Source organism: Microlunatus sp. GCM10028923, assembly GCF_042666975.1.
Taxonomy (GTDB): Bacteria; Actinomycetota; Actinomycetes; order Propionibacteriales; family Propionibacteriaceae; genus Microlunatus.
On the sequence record NZ_JBHTFF010000010.1, the window covers coordinates 21,944 to 45,652 of the forward strand.

Genomic DNA, 23,709 nt, shown 5'->3' on the forward strand with positions numbered 1-23,709 from the left:
ATGGTGGTTAGACTGCCCGCCATTGCGCCGCACCCGGCGCGTGCGTCACCCATGTCTCAGGAGGACCCCGTATGCCCGGACTTCCACGTGCGCTGGAAGTGCTGCCGCTTGCCGTCGACCTGTCAGGGATCAACCTGACCCTGGTTGCCGTCGTCGCTGCGATCGCGCTCGTCGCTCTCGTGATGGCCCTGATCTTCCGCCGGGAAGTGCTCGCCGCCGGCGACGGCACACCCAACATGCAGCGGATCGCCCAGGCGGTGCAGGAGGGCGCCTCGGCGTTCCTCACCCGTCAGTTCAAGACCCTCGGCGTGTTCGCGGTGATCGCGTTCCTCCTGCTGCTGGTGTTGCCGGTCCACGGCGACGGCGCCTTCAACGAATGGGTGCTCCGCGGCGCCCGCTCGGTGGCGTTCCTGCTGGGCGCGCTGTTCTCGGCGATGATCGGCTACCTCGGCATGTGGCTCGCTGTGCGCGCCAACGTGCGGGTGGCCGCGGCAGCCCGCGAGGACGACGGCCGTAACCCGGCGATGCGGATCGCGTTCCGTACCGGCGCCCACGTCGGCATGTCGACCGTCGGCCTCGGCCTGCTCGGTGCCGCCGTCGTGGTGCTGATCTTCCGCGGCGACGCCCCGACCATCCTCGAGGGCTTCGGCTTCGGCGCCGCGATGCTCGCCATGTTCATGCGAGTCGGCGGTGGCATCTTCACGAAGGCCGCCGACGTCGGCGCCGACCTGGTCGGCAAGGTCGAGCAGAACATCCCCGAGGACGACCCGCGCAATGCGGCGACCATCGCCGACAACGTCGGTGACAACGTCGGAGACTGCGCCGGCATGGCGGCCGATCTGTTCGAGTCCTACGCGGTGACCCTGGTCGCCTCGCTGATCCTGGGCAAGGCCGCGTTCGGCGAGGCCGGCCTGGTCTTCCCGCTGATCGTGCCGGCCATCGGCGTGATCACCGCGATCATCGGCGTCTTCCTGACCAAGCCGCGCGCCGGCGAGAACGGGCTGCGGACGATCAACCGTTCCTTCTACATCTCCGCCGGCATCTCGGCGGTGCTCTGTGGCATCGCCGCCTTCGTCTATCTGCCGTCGAGCTTCGCCGCGCTGAACGTCGAGGGTCTGGTGTTCAACGGCCCGATCGACGATCCGCGGATCGTCGCGTTCGGCTCGGTGTTGATCGGCATCGTGCTGGCCGCGATCATCCTGTCGCTGACCGGCCACTACACCGGCACCGAGGACCGTCCGGTACGGGAGGTCGGCAAGACCTCGCTGACCGGCGCGGCCACCGTCGTGCTGTCTGGCATCTCGGTCGGCCTGGAGTCCGCCGTCTACACGGCGCTGGTCATCGGTGCCGCCGTGTACGCCGCGTTCCTGCTCGGCGGTGTCGGCATCGTGGCCCTGTTCGCGATCGCCCTGGCCGGTTGTGGTCTGCTGACCACCGTAGGCGTGATCGTCGCGATGGACACCTTCGGCCCGGTCTCCGACAACGCCCAGGGCATCGCCGAGATGTCGGGCGACGTCGACGGCGAGGGTGCGCAGATCCTGACCGAGCTGGACGCGGTCGGCAATACCACGAAGGCAATCACCAAGGGCATTGCGATCGCGACCGCCGTGCTCGCCGCCACCGCGCTGTTCGGCTCTTACACGGACGCGATCCGCGGCGTGCTGGCCGAACGGTACGCCGAGTTCACCGCGCAGGCCGTGGTGTTCGCGCCGGAGACCCTGGTCGGCCTGATCGCCGGTGCCGCGGTCGTGTTCCTCTTCTCCGGCCTGGCCATCAGCGCCGTCGGTCGGGCCGCCGGCGCGGTCGTGTTCGAGGTGCGTCGCCAGTTCCGCGAGATCCCCGGGATCATGGAAGGGACCGGCAAGCCGGAGTACGGCAAGGTCGTCGACATCTGCACCAAGGACTCGCTGCGTGAGCTGGCAACGCCGGGTCTGCTGGCACTGCTGGCCCCGATCGCCGTCGGTTTCGGTCTCGGCGCTCCGGCGCTGGCCGGCTATCTGGCCGGTGCGATCGTATGCGGCACCCTGATGGCGGTCTTCCTGGCCAACTCCGGTGGCGCGTGGGACAACGCGAAGAAGCTGGTCGAGGACGGTCACCACGGTGGCAAGGGTTCCCCGGCCCACGAGGCGACCGTGATCGGCGACACCGTCGGCGACCCGTTCAAGGACACCGCCGGCCCGGCGATCAACCCGCTGATCAAGGTGATGAACCTGGTCGCGGTGCTGATCGCTCCGGCCGTCGTCGCGATGTCGCCGCTGAGCACCTCGCCCAGCCCGCTCCGGTACGTCATCGCGGTGATCGCCCTGGCGATCATCGTGGTCGCGGTCGCGATCAGCACCCGGCGCGGCCAGTCGATGGCCGAGGACGAGCCGAACCCGGGCCTGGACGGCCTGCCCGGCAATCCGTCCGACGCCCTGAACGAGCTGCCGTCGCAGCCCGTCGCGGAGCAGCCGGCCGAGCCGGAGGCCGCTCCGGAGCAGGAGCCGGAGACGTCCGAGTCGCGCAAGTAGTCAGAGTCAGGCCGAATCCCCCGTACGCAGAGCGTGCGGGGGATTCGTCTTTTTCCGGTACGTCACACGGCGGTGTCGCCGGCCAGCGCCCAGCGCAGGATCCGGGTCAGCCGGTTGGCGACGGCGCGGGCCGGCAGCCGGTCGGTGGCGGGCAGGCCGAGCTGAACCCTGGCCCAGGTGGGCAGCAGGAAGACGGCACCGGCGGCGAGCGCCCGGTAGCCGATCCCCGACGGACCGGTGATCGGCGGCCGGCGCAGCAGCAGTTGCACCACCTCGTCGGAGCCCGGCCCGCGGGTCAGGTCCGGCCGGTAGCCCTCGATCACCGCGGTCAGCGAGGCCCGCGTCCCCGGCGGATCCGGTACGCCGAGCCGGCCGGCCACCAGCCTGGTCTGGTCCACGTACCGGTCGTAGCCGGCCGCGTCGAGCGGCGCCGCGCCGAACGCCCGATGGGCCTCCAGGAAGCTGTCGATCTCGGCGGCGTGCACCCAGAGCAGCAGGTCGGGGTCGTCGGCCCGGTAGGCCCGGCCGCCCGGCTCGTCCCGGGCGGCGCCGCGGACCCGGCGGTGGATGCCGCGCACCTTGGCGATCGCGCGTTCGGCGTCGGGCACCGTGCCGAACGTCGTCACCGTGATGAACCTGCTGGTCCGCTGCAGCCGGCCCAGCGGGTCGGTACGGAAGTCCGAGTGCTCGGTCACGCCGCGCATCGCGACCGGATGCAGGGACTGCAGCAGCAGGGCCCGGATGCCGCCGATCAGCATCGCGATGTCGGAGTGCACGGTACGGATCGGGTCGCCCTCGGCGAACCAGCGCGGACCCGGCGTGTGCCAGATCCGGGCGTGGTGCTCCTCGAACCGGTCGCCGGCGACGGGTTGGCGGACCGCCTGCACCAACGCGGTCCGGATCCCCTGCACGCTTCGAGCGTAACCGCACGCGATCGGCGGGCTGGCAGACTTGGCCGACATGAGCGCTCCCCCGGGTCCGCAGCAGCCGCAGCAGCCCTATTCCGCCGGTCCGCAGCAGCAGCCGTACCCGGGCGGTCCGCCCCCGGAGCAGCAGGCGTATCCGGGCGGTCCGCAGCAGCAGCCGCAGCCGTACTCGGGCGGTCCTCAGCCGCAGCAGTACTCGGGCGGGGCGCAGCCGCAGCCGTATCAGGGCGGTCTGCAGCAGGCCTATCCCGGCAGCCCGCAGCCGTATCCCGCTCAGCAGCCGTACCCGTACCCGCCGGCGCCCGTGGCGCCGGTCTCGCCGCTGCCGACGGAACCGAGCGAATACCAGCAGCTGTTCCGCGGCCCGCGCCGCCGCTGGTGGCGGCCGCTGATCTCGCTGCTGCTGGCGGCCGGCTTCTGGATCGTCCAGGTGGTGCTGCTGACGGTCGCGTTCATGATCTATTCCGCGGTGATCGGCCGCAGCATCGACGAGACCATGACGTCGCTGACCGGCGGCGACCTCGGACCGGACGCGTTCCTCTTCAACAATCTGATCTTGATCGCGCTGATCCCGTCGGTGCTGCTGGCGAACCGGATCGCGCACGGGCTCAAGACCGGCTACACCACCTCGGTGGCCGGCCGGGTCCGCTGGGGCTGGCTGGCCCGCTGCCTGATCACCGTGGCTCCGTTGTGGGTGATCTATCTCGGGCTCGGCCAGGTGTTCTTCCCGGCCGCGTCGCCGCGGCCGGAGCAGTGGGTGGCCATGCTGATCTTGGTCCTGCTGACCACGCCGCTGCAGTGCGCCGCCGAGGAGTACGGCTTCCGCGCCTGGATCCTGCAGAACGTGGGCAGCTGGATCCGGCACCCGATCGTCGCGATCGTGATCGCCACCGTGCTGTCCTCGGCGGTCTTCGCGCTCGCGCACGGCAGCCTGGACTTCTTCGTGCTGGCGGACATCGGGCTGTTCGCGGTGGCCGCGGTGATCCTGACCTGGCGTACCGGCGGGCTGGAGGCGGCGATCGCCATCCACACCGTCAACAACGTGCTGATCTTCGTCAGCATCATGATCTTCGGCGGCTGGGAGGATGCGCTGGTGGGGCCGGAGACCACCGGGTCGCCGATCACCTTGATCATGTCCGCCGTGGTGGACGCGATCGCCGTCGCGCTGATCCTGTGGCAGGCGAAGGTGGCCAAGATCGACCGGCTCTACCGGCCGGCGCCGCCCAACTCACCCGTTGCTCAGGTCGCGCCGGCGCAGCCCGGCTATCCCGATCCCGGTCAGCAGTACGGCCAGCCCGGTCAGCCCGGCTAGCGCCGGCACCAGCGGCAGCCGGCCGAGCTGCCCGCTGAAGGTGAGCGCGTACGGGGACAGCCAGAGCACCTGTTCCGGCACCAGCCGGAACTCGCCCAGCAGATCCAGCACCAGCAGCAGGCTGAGCACGGTCCAGCAGACCGGGCCGGCGGCCCGGGGCAGCCAGCCGGTCAGGGCCACCGCGAGCCCGATCATGATCAGCACCGCCGGCAGGTAGCCCAGCGTCATCGCCGCCAGCGTCAGGCCGGTGCCGGAGGTGAGTCCGGCCGCCAGCCCTATCGCGGCCAGCACGGCCGCGCCGGTCAGTGCGGCCATGGTGAGGTCGCCGAACGCCCAGGCGGTCCGCGAGGTCCGGGTGACCAGGATCGGCTCGGCGAGCCCGGTCCGTTCGTCGCCGCGCAGGCCGAGCGCGGTGGCCAGCGCGGCCGCGGTCGCCACCTGGGCGAGCACGTACACGATGAAGAGGAAGAACACCTCGCTGACGCTGCCGCCGCCGGTCGATCCGCTGAGCTGCTGGAAGGCCGGCGTGTTCAGCTGGGCGTCCAGCGACTGGGTCACCGAGCCGAGCAGCAGCCCGAGGGTGCCGAGACCGAGCGCCCAGCCGGCCACCGCCGACCGGTGCCGGCGCCAGGCCAGCCCGAGCGGCGAGGAGAGCAGCGCGGTGGCCCGGGCCCGGCCCGGCCGCGGCGGGATCAGCCCGGCCCCAAGATCACGGCGCAGCGCGAGCCGGCCCGCGATGATCATGGTCAGCACGCCACCCGCCGCCGGCAGCAGCGGCACCCAGCCGTGATCGCCGGCGAACGCCTCGGTGTGCCGGGCCCAGCCGATCGGGCTCAGCCAGACCAGCCAGGACCGGGCCAGGTCGCCGGCCGCGGCCAGGGCGAACCCGACGCCGAGGACGATGAAGGAGATCGCGTACGCGGCGCCGCTCTGGGCCAGCTGGGCGATCAGCGCGGTGACGCCGGCGAAGAACAGGCCGGTGCCGGCGAAGACGGCGCCGATCAACAGCGAGCCGACCGGGGCCTGGCCCTGCACCAGCAGGCCGAGGGTGGCGACCAGCCCGACCGCGAGATTGCCGATCATGGTCACCGAGACCGCGGCGGCCAGCGGTGCGAGCCGGCCGATCGCGGTGGTGGACAAGGTCTCCTGGCGGCCGGTCTGCTCGTCGGCCCGGGTGTGCCGGACCGTGATCAGGATGGTCACCACCGACTGGACCAGGGCACCGGAACTGGCCACCGTCCAGGCGACCAGGCCGCCGAGCGTGGCCGCGAAGACCGGCCCGCGGGTGGCCAGCTGGGACGGGCTGGACAGTGCGACCGAGGCGAAGTTGATCATGTCCTGATCGGTCGGGTACGCCACCCGGGTGGCCGACACCATCGCGGCCGGCAGCAGGCCGAGGGCGAGCGTCCAGACCGCGAGCAGCACCCGGTCCCGGCGCAGGTGCAGCCGGACCAGCAGCCCGGTGCCGGCGATCATGGAGGGCCGGGCGTGGCCGAGCCGGGCCTGCGGAGCAGCGGTGAGCGTGGTCATGCTTGCACCGGTTCGGTCTGGTAGTGGCTGAGGAAGACCTCTTCCAGGGTGGGCGGCGTGATCGTCACGCCCCGTACCCCGGCTTCGGCAAGCGCCCGCAGCAGGTCGTCCAGGGCGGCCGGATCGACCCGGCAGCGCAGCGAGCCGCCGTCCACCTGGAGGTCCTCGAGGCCGGTGATCGACTCCAGCCGCGGCGCCCGGTCCAGCTGCGCGGTGACGACGCTGTGCCGAGCTCCGCGCAGCTGCTCCAGCGGCGCCGACGCGACCAGCCGGCCGGCCCGGATGATGCTGAGCCGGTCGCAGAGCCGTTCCGCCTCGGACAGGATGTGGCTGGACAGCAGCACGGTGGCGCCGCGCCGCTTGGCCGCCTCGAGCTCGTCGCCGAACACCTGCTCCATCAGCGGGTCGAGGCCGGAGGTCGGCTCGTCGAAGATCAACAACTCGGCCTCGGAGGCGAACGCCGCGACCAGGGCGACCTTTTGCCGGTTGCCCTTGGAGTAGGTACGGCACTTCTTGGTCGGGTCGAGTTCGAACCGCTCCAGCAACTCCGGCAACCGGGCCGGGGTGCGGCCGTTCAGCCGGGTGATCAGGTCGATCACCTCGCCGCCGGTGAGCGAAGGCCAGAGGGTGACGTCACCCGGCACGTAGGCCAGCCGGGCATGCACCTCGGTCGCGTCGGTCCACGGGTCCAGGCCGAACACGGAGACCGACCCGGCGTCGGCCCGGAGCAGGCCGAGCAGGATCCTGATCGTCGTCGTCTTGCCGGCGCCGTTGGGGCCGAGGAACCCGTGCACCTCGCCCGGCGCGACCTCCAGCCGGAAGCCGTCCAGGGCGAGCGCGGAGCCGTACCGCTTGATCAGGTCCGACACCATGATCACGGACTCACTCGTGGGGGTGCTGCTCATCATTGCTCCTGCTCTGCGGATTCGGGACGGACCGCCCGGCGCGCCTGCTCGTTGATCGAGGCGTCGAACAGTTCCGGGTCGAGGATGTCGAGCATCGCGGCGCCGACGGTGCGGGCGCCCTGTTCGGACAGCAGCTCGCCGCCGATCAGGGTGGACAGCTGCGGGCCGAGCACGACCGGCCCGAGGCGCATCGCCACCAGGACGGCCGCTCTGATCTTGGGATCGACGCCGTCGTCGCGCGCCCTGAGGTAGGGAACGGTCAGCTCGACGATGCGTTCGAAGATCAACGCCGAGCCGGGCGACCCGTCGACCAGCGCCCGGACCAGGTAGCGCACGACGGGCGGCGCGGACTGGTAGATCTCGGTGGCGAACCCGGGCTGGCCGAGTTGGCCCTCGTCGATGCCGAGCGTGACGCCCTGCCGCAGGTAGTCCAGGACATGATCATCACAGGCAGCCCGGAGCTGTTCCTTGGTGCCGAAGTGGTGCTGCAGCAGCGCCGGCGAGACGCCGGCCCGTTCGGCGATCGCGCGGATCGTCGCTGCCTTCCAGCCGCGCTCGGCGAAGACTTCCATCGCCGCATCCCGGATCCGGGCCCGCGCGGTGAGGTCCTCCGGTGGTCGTACCGTCATAACGGTGACTGTACAACTGTCCAGTCGCCTGTACAACTGTCCAGCGCGAAGCTGTGACGGGCGTCTCGGTCCACTCCGCAGTCGGCAAGTTTCGCGAGGTTTGGATCCAGGTTAGGCTTCCCTTATGAGTACGTTGACGGTGGCGCAGGCCGCCGATCAACCGGGGGTTCGTTCGCCGCTTCGGCGGACCTCACTCCGTTTGGTCGGGGTCCTTGTCGGCATCGGCATCGTCGTTCTGCTCTGCTTCCTCAGCATCGCCGTCGGCACCCGCTCGATCAGTCTCGACACCACGCTGCAGGCGCTGATCAGCTACGACGCACAGAACACCGACCATCTGGTGATCTTGAACTACCGGATCCCGCGGACCGTGCTCGGCCTGATGGTCGGCGGGGCGCTCGGCCTGGCCGGTGCGGTGATGCAGGGCGTCACCCGCAACCCGTTGGCCGACCCGGGCATCCTCGGCGTCAACTCCGGCGCGGCCCTGTTCGTGGTGCTGGCGATCTCGATCTTCGGCATCGGGTCGGTGCTCGGCTACGTCTGGTTCGCTTTCATCGGCGCCGGGGTCGCCGCGGTCGTGGTCTACAGCGTCGCGTCGCTCGGCCGGGAGGGCGCGACGCCGATCAAGCTGGCCCTGGCCGGGGCTGCCGTGTCGGCCGCCTGTGGCGCGGTGACCACCTCGTTCCTGCTGTTCAACCAGTCCACCTTCGACCAGTTCCGGTTCTGGCAGGTCGGGGCGCTGGCCGGCCGGGACCTCACTGTGGCGCTGCAGGTCGGGCCGTTCCTGCTGGTCGGTGCGGTGCTCGCGCTGGTCCTCGGCCGGGTGCTGAACACCCTGTCGCTCGGCGAGGACGTCGCCACGTCGCTGGGGGCCAACGTGATGCTGTCCCGGGTCCTGTCGGCCGCCGCGGTGGTGCTGCTCTGCGGTGCCGCGACCGCCGCCTGCGGCCCGATCGGCTTCATCGGCCTGACCATCCCGCACGTCGCCCGGATGATCACCGGTCCGGACTACCGCTGGATCCTTCCGTACTCGATGATCTTGGCGCCGATCCTGCTGCTCTCGGCCGACATCGTCGGCCGGGTGATCGCCCCGCCCGGTGAGGTGCAGGTCGCGATCGTCACCGCGGTGATCGGTGCGCCGGTGTTCATCGCGCTGGTCCGTCGCAAGAAGCTGGCCGACCTGTGACCGCCGCGACCACCCAAGATCCCCCCGCCTTCCAACATCACAGCGATGCCGCGGCTCCGCTGGGCGGCACGATCGGCGTCGTCCGTGCGGTGCGGCGTCGGCTGCGCCGCCGGGTCGTCATGGTGTCGCTGGTCCTCGCCGCCGTCCTGCTCGGGCTGTTCGTCGCCTGCATGGTGGTCGGCGACTACCCGATCTCGCCGCAGCAGCTGTTCGCGTCGCTGACCGGGCGCGGGACCCGGGCCACCAACTTCATCGTGTACGACCTCCGGCTGCCCCGGGTGGTGACCGGGATGGCGATCGGCCTCTGCTTCGGCATGTCCGGCGCGATCTTCCAGTCCATGATCAAGAACCCGCTGGCCAGCCCGGACATCATCGGGATCACCTCGGGCGCCAGCGCCAGCGCCGTGGTGGCGATCCTGGTCTTCGGGCTGGGCGGGTTCGCCGTCTCCGGGATCTCGCTGGTCGGCGCCGTGATCACCGCCGGCGTGATCTACGCCCTGGCCTGGCGGAAGGGTCTGGCCGGCTATCGCCTGGTGCTGGTCGGAATCGGTGTCGCGGCGATGCTCGCCTCGGTGATCGACTACCTGATGACCCGGGCCGAGGTGAACGACGCCCAGGTCGCGCTGCTCTGGCTGACCGGAAGCCTGAACGGTGCCTCGAACGCGAAGATGGTGCCGCTGCTGGTGCTGACCGCGGTGATCGTTCCGCTGACGTTGTGGGCGGGCGCGGCGCTGTCCGGACTGCAGCTGGGCGACGACACGGCGAAGAGCATCGGCATTCGGGTCGAGGTGTACCGGCTGCTGCTGATCCTGTTCGGGGTCGCGCTGGCGGCGATCGCCACGGCGGCCGCCGGCCCGGTCGGCTTCGTGGCCTTCGTGTCCGGGCCGATCGCCCGCCGGCTGACCCGGGGGACCGGGGTCGCGCTGATCCCGGCCGCGCTGGTCGGAGCCGTGGTGGTGACGGCGGCCGACTTCGTCGGTCAGCACCTGCTGCCGATGCAGCTGCCGGTCGGCGTGCTGACCGCGGCCATCGGAGCGCCGTACCTGATCTATCTCTTGATCGTTTCCAACCGTGTCGGAAATGGGGGCTGAGCGATGGTCGCACTGGAGGTACCGATCGAGGTACGGCCTGCGGTCGAGCACACGCTGGAGGCCGTCGAGCTCGATCTCGGCTACGGCGAGCGGAAGATCGTCCAGAACCTGACGGTCGAGATCCCGACCGGCCAGGTGAGCGTGATCATCGGCGCCAACGGCTGCGGCAAGTCGACCCTGCTGCGCGGCATGGCCCGGCTGCTCACCCCGACCGGCGGCCGGGTGCTGCTGGACGGCCGGAGCATCGCCACGATGCCGAGCAAGGAAGTGGCCAAGATCATGGGGCTGCTGCCGCAGGCTCCGACGGCGCCGGAGGGGATCACCGTCGCCGACCTGGTCGGCCGCGGGCGCTATCCGCACCAGGGCTGGTTCCGGCAGTGGACCGCCGACGACGACCGCGCGGTCGCCGAGGCGCTGGCCGCGACCGACATCGTCGACCTGGCCGGGCGGCCGATCGAGGAGATGAGCGGCGGCCAGCGGCAGCGGGTGTGGATCGCGATGGCCCTGGCGCAGGAGACCGACCTGCTGCTGCTGGACGAGCCGACCACCTATCTCGACCTGACCCACCAGATCGACGTGCTCGATCTGCTGACCGACCTGAACCGGCGGCGCGGCACCACCATCGTGATCGTCATGCACGACCTGAACCTGGCTGCCCGCTATGCCGATCATCTGATCGCGATGTGCGACGGCCAGATCGTCGCCCAGGGCAAGCCGGTGGACGTGATCACCACGGAGAACGTCGACCGGGTCTTCGGCATGCGGGCCAAGATCATCACCGACCCGGTGTCCCGGACGCCGACGATCATCCCGATCGGCCGGCACCACTGCGACCAGCCCGACGACGAGCTGCGCTGAGCCTCGACTGAGGGTCAGTCCGCCAGCAGCTGTTCGATCGTCCGGGCGGCCAGGACGACGAAGTCCGGGTTGGTGATCCGGTAGTACGGGATGATCAGCGCGGCCTGGTGCAGGGCGTAGCCGCGGGCCCGCTCCCAGTCCTCCTCGGCGGGCTGCAGCCGCTCGGCGTACGCGGCTCGGCCCCGGGGACCGAACGTCGCCCAGGCGGCGATCAGATCGAGGGCCGGATCCCCGGCGCCGGTGCCGCCGAAGTCGATCACGGCCGCGATCCGGCCGCCGTCCACGACGAGGTTGGGCCGCAGCAGGTCGGAGTGGATCCACTGCCGGGGGTCGGTGTAGGGCGGCAGCTCGAGGGCCCGGTCCCAGGCCCGCAGCGCCGCGGCGACGTCGATCTCGGGGGCCGACTGGGTGATCGCGCGGCGGGTGTCCGCCTCGAGTTCGGCGAGCGGCCGGCGGCCGGCCGGCGGGACCTCCGGCTCGACCGGGATCTCGTGCAGTGCGTGGACGAAGTCGGCCAGCGCGGTGCCGGCCTCCGCCTCGTCGGTGATCGCCGCCTCGTCGTACGGCCGTCCCTCGATCCAGGCGTAGACCGCCCACAGATGCGGGAACCGCTGGGTCGGCGTACCGGCCGCGGCGGCCTGCGGGATCCGGAGCGGCAGGTGCGGCGCCAAGGTCGGCAGCCAGCGGAGCTCGCGGGCCAGGTCGTCGGCGTGGTGCGGCATCAACGGCAGCCGGACGCTGAGTTCGTCGCCGAGCCGGAACAGCGCGTTGACCGTGCCGGTCGAACGCACCGGCGTGATCGGCAGCTCGGCCCAGTCCGGGAACTGCTCGGCGAGCAGGCTCCGCACCAGGTCGGTGTCGATCTCGAGCTGCCCCTCGTGCATGATCATTCAGCCTGCCTCTCCCGTATGCTCCCGCCGGAGTATTGAACGGCGCGGCCGAACCCGCAACTCGAATTCCTCGGGCCGGGCCCCGACGCCGGGCGAATGATCTTGCCGTAGCCCGCTGTGGCCACGACGATGGAGGCATGGGTGCAAGCTCGGCCGATGCGGGCCCGCGCGAGGTGTTCGCCGCCGGGGCCTGCTGGGTTGCGCTGCTGCTGATGGTCCTGGTGCCGGTCGGGCTGGCCGAGGCGAACCCGATTCCGGCCACCAAGATCAGCAAGGGCGAGAGCGCGCAGTTGAGCACGCCGGGGGCGATGACCGTGGGCCTGTCGCTGGATCCCCTGGTCGGCTGGACCCGGCCGCGGCAACGCACCCGAGCCCAACTGGACGCGACTCTGGGCGAGGCCCAGGTGTCGATCAAGGTGATCGGCAACGTCGCCGACCCGGCGGTGACGCTGCTCCGGTTGGCCCGACTGCACCGCATCCCGGACCTGGTCGAGCTGGACCGGCCCGGAAGTGACCCGTCGGTGATCATGGCGGCGGGCTCGGACGGCACCGAACTGATCATCGTGACCAGCGAGCGCACCGCGGTGGTGACCATCGGCCGCCGGCTGACCAGTGACCAGACCACAGTCGTCCGGCAGCTGGCTCAGGACGTGTTGTTCCTCCATGGCTGACCTCGCGCTGGCCGGCCGCGGGCCGGGCCTCTGGCAGCCGCGCCGGATCTTGTTCTGGGCGATCGTGATCCCGATCGGCTACGCCGTGTTCTATCACCTGCCGTTCGTCGTCTTCCCGGCCGCCGGCTGGACGCTGGCGGCGCCGGTGGCCTGGCTGCCGACGAACCTGATCATGGCCGCGTTGATCACCTGGTTGATCCTGCGACTGGACCCGTTCGAGAAGGAGCCGGCCTCGCTGCTGTGGGGCTGCGCGATCTGGGGCGGCACCGCGGCGACGCTCGCGGTGCTCCCGAACCGGGCGTTCCTGGAACTGCTGGTCGCGGTCGGCGGCACCGAGCTCAGCGAGAAGTGGGGACCGGCGATCGCCGGGCCGCTGACCGAGGAGTGGCTCAAGGGGATCGGGATCCTGTTGATCATGCTGCTCTGCCGGACCCATCTGCAGCGGACCCTGGACGGGTTCATCCTCGGCGCGGCGACCGGGCTCGGCTTCCAGGTCGTGGAGAACCTCTCGTACGCGTACACCTCGGCCCTCAACGATCCCAACAGTGACTGGACCGGCGCGATCGCGGTGAGCCTCAGCCGGGTCCTGGTCGGGGCCACCAGCCACTGGGTCTACAGCGCCCTCGTCGGGTACGGCCTGGGCTACGCGATCACCCAGGTGCAGCTGCCGTGGCAGCGCCGGATCGCGGTCGCCGGGCTCGGTGTGCTGGGCGGTTGGGCCGTCCACTTCCTCTGGAACAGCCCCTGGCTGGCCGATCTCGGGCTGCTCAGCCTGATCCCGAAGATGATCATCGTCGGACTGTTCGTCTGGCTGATGTACCGGGTTCCGGCGCGGCGCGAGTTCGCCTGGTTCCGTGATCAACTCGCCGGCGAGCCGCCGCAGACGATCACGCCCGACGAGCTGGAGGATCTGCGCACCCTGGGCAACCGGCGCCGGGCCCGCCGGCTGGTCCGGGGCATCGCCGGTGGCGCCGGGGAGCGCGGCGTCCAGACTCTGCACCAGGCGCAGATCGATCTTGCCGTCGCCCTGGGCAACCTGGACAACCCGAACCGGGACCGCGACGCGCGCCGGGCCCGGCTGCTGATCAGCGAGGCCCGGGCCGAGCTGGACCGGATCGTGCCGCCGAATCGAAGGTCCTAGCTAGCGCAGCGGATCGAGCATCCGGTGCGGGCCGCGGAGCCGTTCGGTGACCGGATCGGTCCGGCTCGACTTCCGTTCCGGTACGGACTCGATGTCGGACACCGGCGGAACGGTCCGGCAGGTCGGGCAGAACCCGTGGATGTCGATCTTGGTCCCGCACGCGGCGTGCCGGAAGGAACGATTCGGCCGCCGGCCCCCGTGCCCGTGCTCGTTGCCCCACTGGGCCATCGCGTTGATCAACGGCCACAGGGCGCGGCCGGCCGGGGTGAGCAGGTATTCGGGGTGCCCGGGGCCGGTGGTCTTCTCCAGCACGCCGTGCATGACCAGTCCCTCCAGTCGTTCGGCGAGCACGGCCTTGGAGATGTCGAGATGCGCCTGGAGATCGGAGAACCGGGTCACCCCGTACAGGCAGTCCCGGACGATCAGCATGGTCCAGCGCTCGCCCACGATCTCAAGCGTGCGGGCGATCCCGCAGTCCTGTTCGGCGTAGTCCTTCCCCAGCGGCACGGGCCCAGCCTAGCATTCTGGTCTTGTCACCGAACCAAAATCGGGCTTACAGTTTGGTCTTGTGATCAGACCAAAGGCTGTCGTGGGGCCGCGCCTCGAACCGTCGGCGACGCCTACGGTGCCCCGGACCGGGCCGATCCTCGCTGTCACCTCGCTCGGGACGTTCCTGGCGCTGGTCGCCTTCACTCTGCCGCTGGCCGACCTGCCGACGATCGTCGCCGCGCTGCACGCGAGCCCGGCCGAGAGTGCCTGGATCCTCAGCTCGATGAGCGTCGGCCTGGCCGGCGCGCTGCTGATCGCGGGCCGGCTGGCCGATGATCATGGCCGGCGCCGGCTGTTCCTGATCGGCTGCCTGGTGCTGGCCGCCGGCTCGTTCGCCGCGGTGGTGCCGAACATCGGGGTCTACCTGGCCGGAAGGTTCCTGGCCGGTGTCGGCGGCGCGGCGATCATCGGCGCCAGCCTCGGCCTGATCGCGACCGGTCATCCGGAGCCGGCCCGGCGGACCACGGCGACCGGGATCTGGGGCGCGGCCCTCGGTGCGGGCATCACCGCGGGTCCCTTGTTCGCGGCCGCGGGGCACGTGATCGGCGCCTGGTGGGCGGCCTACCTGCTTCTCGGTACGGCCTCGTTGGCGGCCGCGGTGATCGCGCGGGTCAGGCTGGCCGAGTCCCGGCTGCCGACCCGGCAGCGGCCGGACTTCCTGGGCGGGGCGATGTTCGTCGCGGCCATGGTGGTGATCTTGACCGGCCTGGTCTGGTTGCGGCTGGCCCCGAACCCGTACCTGCCGATCCTGGTGATCATCGTCGGCGTACTGCTGTCGGTGGCGTTCGTGATCATCGAGCTGCGGGTGGCCCGGCCGATGCTCGACCCGCGCCTGTTCCGCGGTGCCCGGTTCACCGGGCAGGTGCTGGCCGGACTGACCACCGGACTCGGGATCATCGCCTTGTGCTCGGTCTCGATGACGTACTTGATCAACGGGCTGGGCTTCACCACCCTGACCGCGGCCGGCACCCTGACCCTGTGGTCCGGCACCAGCGTCGTGGCCGCGCTGCTGGTCCGGCCGCTGGCGCACCGGATCAGCGGCGGCACCCAGCTGGCGATCGGACTGTTCGGGGTCGCCGCCGGCCAGGCGCTGATGATCCCGGCGCACAGCTTCGAGACCATCGCGCCCGGGCTGCTGCTGGCCGGCGTCGCGAGCGGCGTCCTCAATGCCGGTCTCGGCCGGGAAGCGGTGGCCAGCGTCCCGGCCGGCCACGGCAGCTTCGGGTCGGGCGTCAACAACACGGCCCGCTATCTCGGTTCGGCGATCGGTGTCACGCTCACCGGGATCCTGCTGCTGCACGGCACCAGCCCCGGCGAGCCGGCCGGCGATCAGCTCACCGCCGGTTGGTCGGCGGCGGCCCTCGTCACGACCATCCTGTCCGCGCTCGGCGGACTGGCAGTCCTGATCTTGAACCGGCGGGTGATCTTGAACCGGCGCGCGGGGGGCGAGCCCGCAGTGGGATGATGCGGGCGTGCTGACCACGAGCGCCTGCGCCGAGCTGCGGGAGTCCTGCCGGGCTGCCGGCTACACGGTCGACGGCGTCCTCGACGCGATCGGCGCCGACGCGCACCGCGCGCTGGGCCGGAACAGCACGGTGCCCGCGGAGCGCGCGCTGGCCGGCCGGGACGACCCGCTGGCGACCATGATCAGGACCTTCCTGCTGCAGCGCCCGGTGGCCCGCGCGGCGGTCGATCTCGCCTTTCCTGGTTTGGTTCCGGCCATGATCGACACCGGGCTGCTGGCCGACGACGCCGGTACGGTGCGGGCGGTGGTCGACCTTCGCCCGTACGCCTCGGACGGCGAGGAGGACGACCCGTACTGGGTGGTGGCGGACCTGACGCCCGGCCTGGACACGATGATCACGCCGATCCGGCCGGACTACGTGCTCGGCGTCTCGTCGGCGTCGGCGACCCTGGCCCAGCTCACCGTACGGCGGCCGATCGGGCGGGCCCTCGACCTCGGCACCGGCTGCGGCGTCCAGTCGCTCCATCTGGCCGGGCACGCCGAGCAGGTGGTCGCGACCGATCTCAACCCGCGCGCCCTCGACCTGGCCCGGCTCACGCTCTCGCTCAATGAGATCGAGGCCGACCTGCGGCACGGCGACCTGTTCCGGCCGGTCGACGGCGAACGGTTCGACCTGATCGTCAGCAACCCGCCCTACGTGATGGCGCCGCCCGCTCCGGAGGGGCAGCGGCTCACGTACCGGGAAGGGGACCGGGCCGGCGACTCGCTGGTCGAGCAGTTGGTCCGGGCCGCGCCCGCTCACCTGACCGAGGGTGGCGTCTGCCAGGTGCTGGCCAACTGGGCCCACGTCGAGGGCCAGGACTGGGCGGACCGGCTCGGCGGCTGGGTCACCGGCTGCGACGTCCACGCGGTGCAGCGCGAGGTGCTCGACCCGTCCGAGTACGTCGAGCTCTGGCTGGCCGATGCCGGAGTGGTCGGCCGGCCGGACTACCGGGACGCCTACGTGGGCTGGCTGGACTATCTCCAGGAGCTCGGCATCACCGGCATCGGGATGGGCTGGATCACCCTGCGCCGCACCGACGCCGCCCCCGACCTCACCTACGAACACTGGCCGCACCCGATCGAGCAGCCGATCGCGCCGGCCATCGCGGACCGGCTGGACGCCGTCGACACGCTCCGCAACCGCTCCGACGAACAGTTGCTGAGCTGGCATCTCACCGTCGCCGACGACGTCTCCGAGGAGTCGCTGGCGACCCCGGGCAGCGGCGACCCGCGGCACGTGGTGCTGCGGCAGGAGCGCGGCTTCCGGCGGGCCGTCGAGGCCGGCACCGCGCTGGCCGGGGTGGTCGGCGCCTGCGACGGCGAGCTGGAGCTGGGCACGATCATCGCCGCGGTAGCGACCGTGCTGGAGGCCGACGGAGCGGAACTTCGGGCCGAGTTGATGCCGCGGTTGCGGACGCTGATTCGGGATGGCTTCCTGCGCTGAGGTACCCTCCCCGCCGAGGGTTCCCGCCCGGCAACCGTATTGACACGCCGATTAGCATCAGGATCACTGCGCCCAGAGTCAGGGGGCGAGCGTATCGGGGGGTACGCCGGGGTAGCAGGGGGTGGAGCCATTCTCACAGTCTCAAGGAGTTGACCTCGCAGTGGCAGGAAAGACAGGCAGACGCCTGGTGATCGTGGAGTCGCCGACCAAGGCGACCAAGATCGCGAGCTTCCTCGGTGACGGCTACATCGTGCAGTCGAGCCGCGGCCACGTACGCGATCTGCCGACGGGGGCGGCCGACGTACCGGCGAAGTACAAGGGCGAGAAGTGGGCCCGGACCGGCGTCGACGTCGACAACGGGTTCGCTCCTTTATATGTGGTCAGCCCGGACAAGCGGGCCACCCTGAAGTCGCTCAAGGAAGCCCTGGCCGGGGCCGAGGAACTCCTGCTCGCCACCGACGGTGACCGCGAGGGCGAGGCGATCGCCTGGCACCTGCTGCAGGAGCTGAAGCCGAAGGTGCCGGCCCGGCGGATGGTCTTCCACGAGATCACCCCGCACGCGATCGCCGAGGCCGTGGCCAGCCCGCGGGAACTGGACACCGACCTGGTCGACGCCCAGGAGACCCGGCGGATCCTGGACCGGCTGTACGGCTACGAGGTCTCGCCGGTGCTCTGGAAGAAGGTCATGCCGCGGCTGTCGGCGGGCCGCGTGCAATCGGTCGCCACCCGGCTGGTGGTGGACCGGGAGCGGGAGCGGATCGCGTTCCGCAGCGCCTCCTACTGGGATCTGGACGCGACCCTCGACGCCGGCGCCGAGGCCGACCCGCCGCAGTTCCCGGCGCGGCTCACCCACGTCGGTGCCGCCCGGGTCGCGCAGGGCCGCGACTTCGACTCCCGCGGTGCCCTGGTCACCAAGGCGTCCGAGGAACTGGTCCATCTGGATCAGGCCCGGGCCGAGGACCTGGCGGCGTCGCTGCGGACCGGCAGCTTCGCGGTCAACAGCGTCGAGTCGAAGCCGTACACGCGGCGGCCGTACGCGCCGTTCCGCACCACGACGATGCAGCAGGAGGCCGGCCGCAAGCTCGGCTTCACCGCGCAGCGGACCATGTCGGTCGCCCAGGACCTCTACGAGGGCGGCTACATCACCTACATGCGTACCGACTCGGTCACCCTGTCCAGCACCGCGATCAACGCGGCGCGGAGCCAGGTCCAGCAGCTGTTCGGTGATCAATATCTGCCGGAACGGCCCCGGGTGTACGCCTCCAAGGTGAAGAACGCGCAGGAGGCGCACGAGGCGATCCGGCCGGCCGGCGAGTCGTTCCAGACCCCGGCCCAGACCGGGCTGAGCGGTGATCAATTCCGGCTCTACGACCTGATCTGGAAGCGCACCGTCGCCTCCCAGATGGCCGACGCGCAGGGCAACACGATCACGGTCAAGATCAACGCCAGCGCTTCCGGCCAGCCCGACTGCACGTTCACCGCGTCCGGCCGGACGATCACCTTCTACGGCTTCCTCAAGGCCTACGTCGAGTCCATCGACGAGGGCGCCGACGGCGAGTCCGACGACAAGCAGACCCGGCTGCCGGCGCTGACCGAGGGCCAGTCGCTGCGGCCGGAGCAGGTGCTCGCGTCCGGTCACGAGACCAAGCCGCCGGCTCGCTACACGGAGCCGTCGCTGGTGGCCAAGCTGGAAGAGCTGGAGATCGGCCGGCCGTCGACGTACGCGTCGATCATCCGGACGATCACCAGCCGTGACTACGTGTTCAAGCGCGGTTCGGCGCTGGTCCCGACCTGGCTGGCGTTCGCCGTGACCCGGCTGCTCGAGGAGCACTTCCCGCGGCTGGTGGACTACAAGTTCACCGCCGAGATGGAGGAGGTCCTTGATCAGATCGCCGACGGCCACGCCGAGCGGATCGGGGTGCTGACCGAGTTCTACTTCGGCGATGATGATCTTGAAGGCCTGCACAAGCTGGTCACCGAGCTGGGCGAGATCGACGCCCGCCGGCTGTCCACCTTCCAGGTCGGTGATCTTGATTCCGACATCGTGGTCCGGGTGGGCCGGTACGGGACGTACGTCGAGGACGGCGAGAGCCGCCGGGCCAACGTCGACGACGAACTGCCGCCGGACGAACTCACGGTCGAGCTGGCCAAAGAGCTGCTCAGCAAGCCGATGGGCGAGGAGCGCGAGCTCGGGCAGGACCCGGAGACGCACACCATGATCGTCGCCCGGAACGGCCGGTTCGGTCCGTACGTGACCGAGGTGCTGCCCGAGGATGCGCCGAAGAGCGCCAAGCCGCGAACCGGTTCGCTGTTCAAGTCGATGACCGTCGAGGGCGTCACGCTGGAGCAGGCGCTGCAGCTGATGAGCCTGCCGCGGGTGGTCGGCCAGGACGCCGAGGGCACCGAGATCACCGCGCAGAACGGCCGCTACGGCCCGTACCTGAAGAAGGGTACGGACTCGCGGTCGCTGGAGTCGGAGGAGCAGATCTTCTCGATCACGCTCGAGGACGCGGAGAAGATCTACTCCCAGCCGAAGCAGCGCGGGCGGGCCGCCGCCAAGCCGCCGCTGAAGGAGCTCGGCAACGACCCGGCGTCCGGCAAGCCGATGGTGATCAAGGACGGCCGGTTCGGTGCGTACGTGACCGACGGCGAGTTCAACGCGACGCTGCGCCGCGGCGACGAGGTCGAGTCGATCACGCCGGAGCGGGCCGCCGAGCTGCTGGCCGAGAAGCGGGCGAAGGGACCGGCGCCGAAGAAGCGGGCCGCGAAGAAGGCGCCGGCGAAGAAGGCTGCCGCCAAGAAGACCGCAGCCAAGAAGACGGCAGCCAAGAAGGCACCGGCCAAGAAGGCGGCCGCCAAGAAGACGGCGTCCGGGACGGTGTCGAACGACAACGGTGCCGCGTCCGCCAACGGCCGGTCGTCCGAGGTCGCCGCCTCCGACTCCGGGCACTGATCCGGAGGGCGGCCGTGGCCAAGCGCAAGCACTCGGCGGACGCGATCGTCGAGCCGGCCGCGGTGGGCTGGCCGGCCCGGTTCGAGATGCCGTACCCGGCGACCGCGCCGCGGCTGATCAACCCCGACCTCGGCCTGGCCGCCCTGGTCGGCCGGGCCGGCGCCGACGCGACGTACACGATGGACGTCACGGTGCTCGACGCCCCGGACCACCGGCTGCTCCGGTCCGGGGTGGTGCTGGCGCACCGGGTCGTCGGCGAGCGCGGCGAGTGGTATCTCGCGGCTCCCGCCTGGGCGCCGCTGCTGCCGGCCGAGCGATCCGTCCCGATGGGGTACGGGGACCTGCCGGACGACCTGGCCCGGCTGATCCGCCCGTTCCGCCGCCGGGCTCCGCTGGGACCGGTGGCCGCGCTGACCTGCGACCGCCGCGAGTTCGAGTTCCGCGACGCCGACGGGCGCCGGCTGGCGCTGCTGCGGGACGACCGGATGACCGTGCGACGGGCCGGGGTCACCACCGCGCGCTACCGCGAGGTCACGCTGGCCGGGACGGACACCGGCCCGACGGCGGAGCAACGGACCTGGCTGGTCGAGACGCTGAACGGAGTCGGCGGCACCCGGATCGACGAGTTCCCGCCGCTGGTGCAGCGGCTGGGCGCGCCCGCGACCGGGCTGACCGACTTCCCGATCGCCGAGCCGCCCGGCACCGAGCTCCCGTTCGGGCCGTTCGTCGCCCGCTGGCTCGCGGTACGGCTGCGCGCCCTGGTCGCCGCCGACCTGAGGCTGTCCGGGTCGGCCGACGACAAGACCGAGGCCCTGCTGGCTGCCGACGTCGTCGCCGAGGCCGCCCGGCTCCGGGACGAGGCCGAAGCCCTGTCCGGGGTGCTGGACACCGACTGGATCTCCGACCTGGACGAGGAACTGGACTGGGTCATCGACGCCGGAGCGCCGGCCGGCTCGGGTCCCGGGTCGGCCGCCGGACTGCGGACCCGGCTGCGCGGAGAGCGCTACCTGGCCGTGCTGGACCGGCTGGTCAGCGCGATCCGGGCGCCGAAGGTCGGCCATCTGGACCGGCTGCCGGCCGGTGACGTGACCGGGACGGTGGTCGACGACGCCCGGGCCGAGGCGCTCGCGGCCGGCGACGGACTCACCCCGGACTCCGGCCAGGACGCGTGGGACCGGCTGGCCGACGCGCTGGCCGCCTACCACCGGGCGTTGCGGTTGACCGAGATCGGACCGGACTCCGGCTTCGCCGGGGAGCGGCGCAGGCTGGACCGGGCCCGGAAGGCCTTCGCTGTGGTCACCGACCGCGCCCGCCGGGCCGACCTGGTCCGGGCGGAGGCCGCGGAGGCGACGCCGGAGGACGCGTTCGAGCTGGGCCGCCGCTACGAGCGGCAGCTGACCGAACTGGCCGAGGACCGGGCCGAGTTCCTGCGGCGCTGGGGGAAGGTGGCGAAGAAGTCGTGACCGGGTTGTTCATCGTCTTCGAGGGCGGCGACGGGGTCGGCAAGTCGACCCAGGCGCGCCGGCTGGCCGCGTGGCTCGGCCGCCAGGGGCACGAGGTCGTCCGTACCTTCGAACCGGGCGACACCCCGGCCGGACGGGAGATCCGCCGGCTGGTGCTGGACCACGCGTCCGGCGAACTGGATCCCCGTGCCGAGGCGCTGCTCTACGCCGCCGACAAGGCTCAGCACCTGTACGAACTGGTCCGGCCGGCCCTGCGCCGGGACGCCGTCGTGGTCTGCGACCGCTACATCGACTCGATGCTGGCGTACCAGGGCGCGGGGCGGGTGCTGGACCTCGCCGAGGTATCCCGGATCGCCCGGTGGGCCACCGACGACCTGCGCCCCGACCTCACCGTGCTGCTCGACCTGGACCCGCGCCAGGCGGTCAGCGGCAAGGCGGTCAAGGACAAGCTCGAGTCCGCGGGCGAGTCGTTCCACGACCGGGCCCGGCAGCACTTCCTGGACCTGGCCGCCGAACGTCCCGCCGACTACCTGGTGCTGCCGGCCCGGGACGCCGAGGCGTCGATCGCGGCCGCGGTCGCCGAACGGGTCGCGGCCCTGCTGTCGGACCGTTCCGGCACACTGACCTCATGAGGTTCACCGCAGCATGAGCGTCGCCGAGGTCCCGGTCGCGGAGAGCGTCCCACTGCCCGGCGTCTGGGCCGAGCTGATCGGTCAGGAACGGTCGGTCGCGGTGCTCCGCCGTGCCGTCGCCGGTGAACGCAACGCGATGGCCCACGCCTGGCTGGTCACCGGCCCGCCGGGGTCCGGCCGGTCCAACGTCGGCCGCGCGTTCGCGGCGGCGCTGCAGTGCGCGCGCGGCGGCTGCGGTGAGTGCTCGGAGTGCCGTACGTCGCGCTCCGGGGCCCATCCCGACGTGACCCTGGTCCGGACCGAACAACTGTCGATCGGCGTGGACGAGGTCCGCGACCTGGTCCGCCGGGCCGCCATGAGCCCGACCATGGGCCGGCGGCAGGTGCTCGTCGTCGAGGACGCCGACCGGGTCACCGAACGGGGCGCGGACGCGCTGCTGAAGAGCATCGAGGAGCCGGCCGCGAAGACCGTCTGGATCCTCTGCGCGCCGACCGTCGACGACGTGGTGCCGACGATCCGGTCTCGGTGCCGGCTGCTGACCCTGCAGACGCCGACCGTCGACGCCGTGGCCCGGCTGCTCCAGGTCCGCGACGGCGTCACCCCGGAGCTGGCCGAGTTCGCTGCCCGGGTGGCCCAGGGCCACGTCGGCCGGGCCCGGGCACTGGCCCGCAACGAAGCCGCCCGGGACCGCCGGGCTGCCGTACTCGCCATTCCGGGTCGACTCACCGACCTGGGCTCCTGCCTGCGGGCGGCCGCCGAACTGGTCGAGGCCACTGCCGAGGAAGCCGCCGCGGCCACCGGCGAGCTCGATACGGCCGAGAAGGCGGAACTGTCCGAGGCCCTCGGCTTCGGGACGAAGGGGGCCCGACCCCGGCACGCCCAGGCCGCGATGAAGGAGCTCGAAGATCAGCAGAAGGCCCGGGCCAAACGGTTCCAGCGGGACGCGATCGACCGGGCCCTGACCGAGCTGACCGGGTTCTACCGCGACCTGCTCAGCCTGCAGACCGGTTCCGGTGCGCCGCTGGTCAACGCGGAGCTCGCGCCGCAGCTCGGCGTGCTCGCCCGGAAGTCGACGGCGACCTCGACCCTGCACCGGATCGACGCCCTGCTCGGCTGCCGGGTAGCCCTGGAGAACAACGTCGCGCCCCTGCTTGCGGTCGAGGCCGCACTGATCGGCCTGGCCAGGGGCTGATCCGACAAAACCCCCCGCACCGATGTGCGGATCGGCCTCCGCGGAGGCGATTCCGCAGGCCGGGGAGGGCTGTCCCAGTCCGTGGATCAGATTTGCAACTCCGCCGAGTTCTAGTAATGTTTCGCACAGGTTGCCGGAGGGCACGAACCCCCGAGCGTTCTCTCCGGCAACCGCTCCAGATTCTTGAGGACAGCACAGCCTGGAATTTCCAGCCGCCCGAATAGGGCGGCTTTTTTGGTTCCCGGCGAGGGCTCCGGTGTTAGGGTTATTGGCAAGTTTCCAAGCGGCACGATCAGTGCCTCCGGGTGGAGCCCCCCGTCCCC

19 protein-coding genes are annotated in these 23,709 nt (G+C 71.3%); 13 read left to right on the forward strand and 6 right to left on the reverse strand.

Features of this window, described 5'->3' with window-relative positions:
- Positions 1 to 71 precede the first annotated feature (71 nt).
- Positions 72 to 2,510 (forward strand): sodium-translocating pyrophosphatase, encoded by a 2,439-nt coding sequence (locus tag ACFQU4_RS23095; protein ID WP_377496397.1) that lies wholly within the window; start codon positions 72 to 74, stop codon positions 2,508 to 2,510.
- 62 nt (positions 2,511 to 2,572) lie between these two features.
- Here the strand turns inward: ACFQU4_RS23095 and ACFQU4_RS23100 are convergent, their stop codons facing one another.
- The gene (locus tag ACFQU4_RS23100) at positions 2,573 to 3,421 is read right to left on the reverse strand and encodes an oxygenase MpaB family protein (protein ID WP_377496399.1); all 849 of its coding nucleotides are present in this window, start codon (positions 3,419 to 3,421) and stop codon (positions 2,573 to 2,575) included.
- Between the two features lie 49 nt (positions 3,422 to 3,470).
- On the opposite strand from ACFQU4_RS23100, the gene ACFQU4_RS23105 reads away from it, so the two are divergent.
- Positions 3,471 to 4,748 carry a type II CAAX prenyl endopeptidase Rce1 family protein gene (locus ACFQU4_RS23105; protein ID WP_377496401.1) on the forward strand — a complete coding sequence of 426 codons (1,278 nt, stop codon included), beginning with the start codon at positions 3,471 to 3,473 and terminating at the stop codon, positions 4,746 to 4,748.
- On the opposite strand, the gene ACFQU4_RS23110 is transcribed toward ACFQU4_RS23105, so the two are convergent.
- From ACFQU4_RS23110 to ACFQU4_RS23120, 3 genes are read right to left on the reverse strand one after another with little or no spacing between them, the layout of a single operon-like run.
- Positions 4,665 to 6,278, reverse strand: coding sequence for an ABC transporter permease (locus tag ACFQU4_RS23110; RefSeq protein WP_377496404.1), 1,614 nt, complete (start codon positions 6,276 to 6,278; stop codon positions 4,665 to 4,667). The two genes, ACFQU4_RS23105 and ACFQU4_RS23110, sit on opposite strands and share 84 nt — an antisense overlap.
- The gene (locus tag ACFQU4_RS23115) at positions 6,275 to 7,183 is read right to left on the reverse strand and encodes an ATP-binding cassette domain-containing protein (RefSeq protein WP_377496406.1); all 909 of its coding nucleotides are present in this window, start codon (positions 7,181 to 7,183) and stop codon (positions 6,275 to 6,277) included. Before ACFQU4_RS23115 ends, ACFQU4_RS23110 begins: the two co-directional genes overlap by 4 nt.
- Positions 7,183 to 7,812 (reverse strand): TetR/AcrR family transcriptional regulator, encoded by a 630-nt coding sequence (locus ACFQU4_RS23120; RefSeq protein ID WP_377496408.1) that lies wholly within the window; start codon positions 7,810 to 7,812, stop codon positions 7,183 to 7,185. Before ACFQU4_RS23120 ends, ACFQU4_RS23115 begins: the two co-directional genes overlap by 1 nt.
- Positions 7,813 to 7,936: 124 nt before the next feature.
- Between ACFQU4_RS23120 and ACFQU4_RS23125 the strand changes: the two genes are divergently transcribed.
- Genes ACFQU4_RS23125 through ACFQU4_RS23135 form a run of 3 tightly spaced genes read left to right on the forward strand, consistent with a single transcriptional unit; the run spans position 7,937 to position 10,944 of the window.
- Positions 7,937 to 8,995, forward strand: a complete 1,059-nt coding sequence (locus tag ACFQU4_RS23125; RefSeq protein ID WP_377496410.1) for a FecCD family ABC transporter permease — start codon at positions 7,937 to 7,939, stop codon at positions 8,993 to 8,995.
- Positions 8,992 to 10,086, forward strand: a complete 1,095-nt coding sequence (locus ACFQU4_RS23130; protein ID WP_377496412.1) for a FecCD family ABC transporter permease — start codon at positions 8,992 to 8,994, stop codon at positions 10,084 to 10,086. Before ACFQU4_RS23125 ends, ACFQU4_RS23130 begins: the two co-directional genes overlap by 4 nt.
- Before the next feature lie 3 nt (positions 10,087 to 10,089).
- The gene (locus tag ACFQU4_RS23135) at positions 10,090 to 10,944 is read left to right on the forward strand and encodes an ABC transporter ATP-binding protein (RefSeq protein ID WP_377496414.1); all 855 of its coding nucleotides are present in this window, start codon (positions 10,090 to 10,092) and stop codon (positions 10,942 to 10,944) included.
- A gap of 14 nt (positions 10,945 to 10,958) precedes the next feature.
- Here ACFQU4_RS23135 and ACFQU4_RS23140 read toward each other — a convergent pair whose 3' ends face one another.
- Entirely contained in the window at positions 10,959 to 11,834 is an 876-nt protein-coding gene (locus ACFQU4_RS23140; protein WP_377496416.1) for an aminoglycoside phosphotransferase family protein, read from the reverse strand.
- Positions 11,835 to 11,971: 137 nt separating this feature from the next.
- On the opposite strand from ACFQU4_RS23140, the gene ACFQU4_RS23145 reads away from it, so the two are divergent.
- Together ACFQU4_RS23145 and ACFQU4_RS23150 are read left to right on the forward strand one after the other, a co-directional pair.
- Positions 11,972 to 12,505, forward strand: a complete 534-nt coding sequence (locus ACFQU4_RS23145; protein ID WP_377496418.1) for a hypothetical protein — start codon at positions 11,972 to 11,974, stop codon at positions 12,503 to 12,505.
- Positions 12,498 to 13,646 carry a PrsW family intramembrane metalloprotease gene (locus ACFQU4_RS23150; RefSeq protein WP_377496420.1) on the forward strand — a complete coding sequence of 383 codons (1,149 nt, stop codon included), beginning with the start codon at positions 12,498 to 12,500 and terminating at the stop codon, positions 13,644 to 13,646. Before ACFQU4_RS23145 ends, ACFQU4_RS23150 begins: the two co-directional genes overlap by 8 nt.
- On the opposite strand, the gene ACFQU4_RS23155 is transcribed toward ACFQU4_RS23150, so the two are convergent.
- Positions 13,647 to 14,153: a winged helix-turn-helix transcriptional regulator gene (locus ACFQU4_RS23155; protein ID WP_377496422.1), complete on the reverse strand. Its 507-nt coding sequence runs from the start codon at positions 14,151 to 14,153 to the stop codon at positions 13,647 to 13,649.
- Between the two features lie 61 nt (positions 14,154 to 14,214).
- Between ACFQU4_RS23155 and ACFQU4_RS23160 the strand changes: the two genes are divergently transcribed.
- From ACFQU4_RS23160 to ACFQU4_RS23185, 6 genes are all read left to right on the forward strand, one after another.
- Entirely contained in the window at positions 14,215 to 15,660 is a 1,446-nt protein-coding gene (locus ACFQU4_RS23160; RefSeq protein WP_377496424.1) for an MFS transporter, read from the forward strand.
- Between the two features lie 7 nt (positions 15,661 to 15,667).
- Positions 15,668 to 17,146 (forward strand): methyltransferase, encoded by a 1,479-nt coding sequence (locus ACFQU4_RS23165; RefSeq protein WP_377496426.1) that lies wholly within the window; start codon positions 15,668 to 15,670, stop codon positions 17,144 to 17,146.
- A 160-nt stretch (positions 17,147 to 17,306) separates the two neighbouring features.
- Positions 17,307 to 20,099: a type I DNA topoisomerase gene (gene topA / locus ACFQU4_RS23170; RefSeq protein WP_377496428.1), complete on the forward strand. Its 2,793-nt coding sequence runs from the start codon at positions 17,307 to 17,309 to the stop codon at positions 20,097 to 20,099.
- Between the two features lie 14 nt (positions 20,100 to 20,113).
- Complete coding sequence (locus tag ACFQU4_RS23175) at positions 20,114 to 21,562, forward strand: hypothetical protein (protein ID WP_377496430.1); 1,449 nt, start codon at positions 20,114 to 20,116, stop codon at positions 21,560 to 21,562.
- The gene (tmk, locus tag ACFQU4_RS23180; protein WP_377496432.1) at positions 21,559 to 22,194 is read left to right on the forward strand and encodes a dTMP kinase; all 636 of its coding nucleotides are present in this window, start codon (positions 21,559 to 21,561) and stop codon (positions 22,192 to 22,194) included. The genes ACFQU4_RS23175 and tmk overlap by 4 nt, the downstream gene beginning before the upstream one ends.
- Positions 22,195 to 22,207: 13 nt before the next feature.
- The gene (locus ACFQU4_RS23185) at positions 22,208 to 23,386 is read left to right on the forward strand and encodes a DNA polymerase III subunit delta' (protein ID WP_377496435.1); all 1,179 of its coding nucleotides are present in this window, start codon (positions 22,208 to 22,210) and stop codon (positions 23,384 to 23,386) included.
- Positions 23,387 to 23,709: the final 323 nt, after the last annotated feature.

Coding starts and splice junctions, on each gene's coding strand:
- ACFQU4_RS23095 (WP_377496397.1), top strand. CDS start 72: ATGCCCGGACTTCCACGTGCGCTGGAAGTGCTGCCGCTTGCCGTCGAC.
- ACFQU4_RS23105 (WP_377496401.1), top strand. CDS start 3,471: ATGAGCGCTCCCCCGGGTCCGCAGCAGCCGCAGCAGCCCTATTCCGCC.
- ACFQU4_RS23110 (WP_377496404.1), bottom strand. CDS start 6,278: ATGACCACGCTCACCGCTGCTCCGCAGGCCCGGCTCGGCCACGCCCGG.
- ACFQU4_RS23115 (WP_377496406.1), bottom strand. CDS start 7,183: ATGAGCAGCACCCCCACGAGTGAGTCCGTGATCATGGTGTCGGACCTG.
- ACFQU4_RS23120 (WP_377496408.1), bottom strand. CDS start 7,812: ATGACGGTACGACCACCGGAGGACCTCACCGCGCGGGCCCGGATCCGG.
- ACFQU4_RS23125 (WP_377496410.1), top strand. CDS start 7,937: ATGAGTACGTTGACGGTGGCGCAGGCCGCCGATCAACCGGGGGTTCGT.
- ACFQU4_RS23135 (WP_377496414.1), top strand. CDS start 10,090: ATGGTCGCACTGGAGGTACCGATCGAGGTACGGCCTGCGGTCGAGCAC.
- ACFQU4_RS23140 (WP_377496416.1), bottom strand. CDS start 11,834: ATGATCATGCACGAGGGGCAGCTCGAGATCGACACCGACCTGGTGCGG.
- ACFQU4_RS23145 (WP_377496418.1), top strand. CDS start 11,972: ATGGGTGCAAGCTCGGCCGATGCGGGCCCGCGCGAGGTGTTCGCCGCC.
- ACFQU4_RS23150 (WP_377496420.1), top strand. CDS start 12,498: ATGGCTGACCTCGCGCTGGCCGGCCGCGGGCCGGGCCTCTGGCAGCCG.
- ACFQU4_RS23185 (WP_377496435.1), top strand. CDS start 22,208: ATGAGCGTCGCCGAGGTCCCGGTCGCGGAGAGCGTCCCACTGCCCGGC.